The organism is Sphingorhabdus sp., assembly GCF_040079335.1.
In the GTDB taxonomy this organism is placed as follows: domain Bacteria; phylum Pseudomonadota; class Alphaproteobacteria; order Sphingomonadales; family Sphingomonadaceae; genus Sphingorhabdus_B.
On the sequence record NZ_JBEBKL010000103.1, the window covers coordinates 1 to 2,848 of the forward strand.

Annotated in this window: 3 protein-coding genes; all 3 read right to left on the reverse strand. The window is 59.8% G+C overall.

The window, feature by feature from the left end:
• A partial coding sequence (gene trpD / locus ABL922_RS14415; protein ID WP_349024904.1) for an anthranilate phosphoribosyltransferase occupies positions 1-867 on the reverse strand: 867 nt, incomplete at its 3' end.
• The gene (locus ABL922_RS14420; protein WP_349024905.1) at positions 864-1,460 is read right to left on the reverse strand and encodes an aminodeoxychorismate/anthranilate synthase component II; all 597 of its coding nucleotides are present in this window, start codon (positions 1,458-1,460) and stop codon (positions 864-866) included. The genes trpD and ABL922_RS14420, both read right to left, overlap by 4 nt.
• On the reverse strand, positions 1,457-2,848 hold a 1,392-nt coding region (locus ABL922_RS14425), incomplete at its 5' end, for a chorismate-binding protein (protein WP_349024906.1). The genes ABL922_RS14420 and ABL922_RS14425, both read right to left, overlap by 4 nt.

A 2,848-nucleotide genomic window follows, 5' to 3' on the forward strand; every position in this document is an offset into this window, starting at 1 on the left:
CGCAACCATCAACGCGGCGGCGGCGTTTAGCAGCACGGCATCGCGATAGGCTCCGGTCTCGCCAGCCAATAAACGGCGAAGCGCAGCGGCGTTATACTGTGCATCGCCGCCTTTCAGCGCCTGACTTGGGTGTTGGGGCAGGCCTGCGGTCTCGGGTGTAATGCGCTTGACCTGTTTTCCAAGGCGAACGACCGAACTTGCGCCAGAAATTGAAAGCTCGTCTAGCGGCTCGTCGCCCGCAACCAGCATCGCGTCGTCATAGCCGAGCAGGTTCAGGGCATCGGCATAGACCGGCAGAAAGTCTGGTCGCGCCACACCGATCAACTGACGCTTAACACCCGCTGGGTTGGCGGCAGGGCCCGTCAGATTAAAGATCGTGCGCCGCCCGATTTCTTTGCGGATCGGGGCAAGTCTTGCCAAAGCCGGGTGGTATTTCTGTGCGAACATAAAGCAGATGCCAAGGTCACCAAGGCTATCCTCCGCCGTTGCCATCGCATGATCAAGATTGAGGCCGAGCGCCTCCAACGTATCGGCTGCACCTGCTTGGGAAGAAGCAGCGCGGTTGCCGTGCTTAGCCACGGGAACGTCGCAAGCGGCCACGACGATGGCGACTGCGGTGGAGATGTTCAGGCTGTGCGCACCATCACCGCCCGTGCCGCAAACGTCGATAGCTCCGGCGGGTGCGTTGATGCGGATCATCCGGGCGCGCATCGCACGAACCGCGCCAGCAATTTCCTCCGCCGTTTCATCGCGCTCGGACATTTCGATCAGCGTCGCTTTGACCGCGGCATCCGACATTTCGCCGTCGAGCATTTGGCCGAATAAAGTTTCGGATTCGGATAGGGTCAGGCTAAGGCTCGGACTCACATCCGTTCCTTCACCGTCATACCCGCCGCCCGCATGAAATTTGCTAGCATCGCGCGACCATGCTGCGTGGCGATGCTTTCGGGGTGGAATTGCACGCTGTGGATGGGAAGTTCCTTGTGCCGGAAAGCCATGACATGGCCATCATCGGACGTCGCGTTGACGATCAAGTCCGCCGGAATATCCTCAACAATCAACGAGTGATAGCGCGTCGCAGTGAAGGGCGAAGGCAGGCCAGCAAACAGTCCGCTGCCGTCATGGCTGACCGGCGAAGTCTTACCGTGCATCAACCCGCCGCGAACGACTTTGCCGCCAAAATGTTGGCCGATGGTTTGGTGGCCGAGGCAGACGCCGAGCAGCGGCTTCTTTGCCTCTGCACAGGCGGCGACCAGATCAAGGCTGATGCCAGCCTCATTTGGGGTGCAGGGCCCGGGCGAAATCAGGAACGCCTGCGCACCGCTTAACAAAGCCTGTCCCGCAGAGATGGCATCGTTGCGCACGACTTCGACTTCGGCCCCCAGTTCCATTAGGTAGTGAACTAGGTTCCAAGTGAAACTGTCGTAATTGTCGATGACGAGGATTTTGTTATTACTCACTTTCCAAACCTCGCTTCACCAGCCACGCGCACAGCCTCGCGCGCTGCTGCCATCAACGCCCCAGCCTTTGCGACGCATTCGGCTTGTTCGTATTCAGGATCACTGTCGGCGACGATGCCTGCGCCTGCTTGGACATGCAGCACTCCGTCTTTGACGATGCCGGTGCGTAGGACGATGCAGCTGTCCATATTTCCGTCGGGCGAGAAGTATCCGACGCCGCCGGCATAGGCGCCGCGTGTTTCAGGCTCCAACTCCGCAATGATTTCACAAGCGCGGACCTTGGGTGCTCCCGATACTGTGCCAGCGGGGAAGCCTGCGAACAATGCGTCGAGCGCGTCTTTACCTTTGGCAAGGCGACCCACCACGTTCGATACGATGTGCATAACATGGCTGTAAAATTCGACCATATAGCTATCAGTCACCGTCACGCTGCCGCCCTCGGTCACGCGGCCAACATCGTTGCGGCCTAGGTCGAGCAGCATCAAATGCTCGGCGCGTTCTTTGGGGTCGGCGAGCAGGGACGCACGGTTCTCGGCGTCCTCCAGTGCGGTTTTGCCGCGTGGGCGGGTTCCTGCAATCGGACGGATAGTAACTTCGCCGTTGCGCAGGCGGACGAGGATTTCAGGGCTCGACCCAATCAGTGCAAAGCCGGGCATGTCGAGGAAATAGAGAAAAGGTGACGGATTGATCCGCCGCAATGCACGATAGAGATCGACCGGCGGCAGAGTGAAGGGCAAAGAAAAACGCTGCGCCAATACGACCTGAAAGATATCGCCTGCTGCTATGTATTCCTTGGCTTTCAGCGCCATTTGGCGGTAGCGATCAGGGGCCAATGCAGGCACTGGGTCGGGTAACGGCGCGAGTTCCGCCTGCGCACGTGCGACAGGAACAGGCTGGGAAAGCTTTGCCGCCGTTGCATCAATCCGGTCATAGCCAGCGGCAATCTGTTGCGCGGCATCGCCACCCCCGGGCCATAACGGCGCGGCGATGTAGAGCCTATCCGCAAGCCTATCGAAGACCAGCACCACCGTTGGCCGCACAAACATCATGTCTGGCACATCGATAGGATTAGCGGGCGGACGCGGCAGTTTTTCCACCAGACCAATCGTCTCGTAACCGAAATGCCCGACCAGACAGGCAAAGGCAGGGGGCAGGCCCGCTGGCATATCGATGCGGCAGCTATCGACCAGCTTGCGCAAGGAAACGAGCGCGTCTTCGCCAGTTGCCGCAAATGCGCTCCGGTCTGTCTGCCATAAAGCGTTGATCTCGGCAGCGTTGCCATCGGCGCGAAAGATCAAATCGGGCGCTAGGCCGATCAGGCTGTACCGCCCGCGCACCGCGCCACCCTCCACCGATTCCAGAATGAAATCGCCGCGACCGGCCTCAAA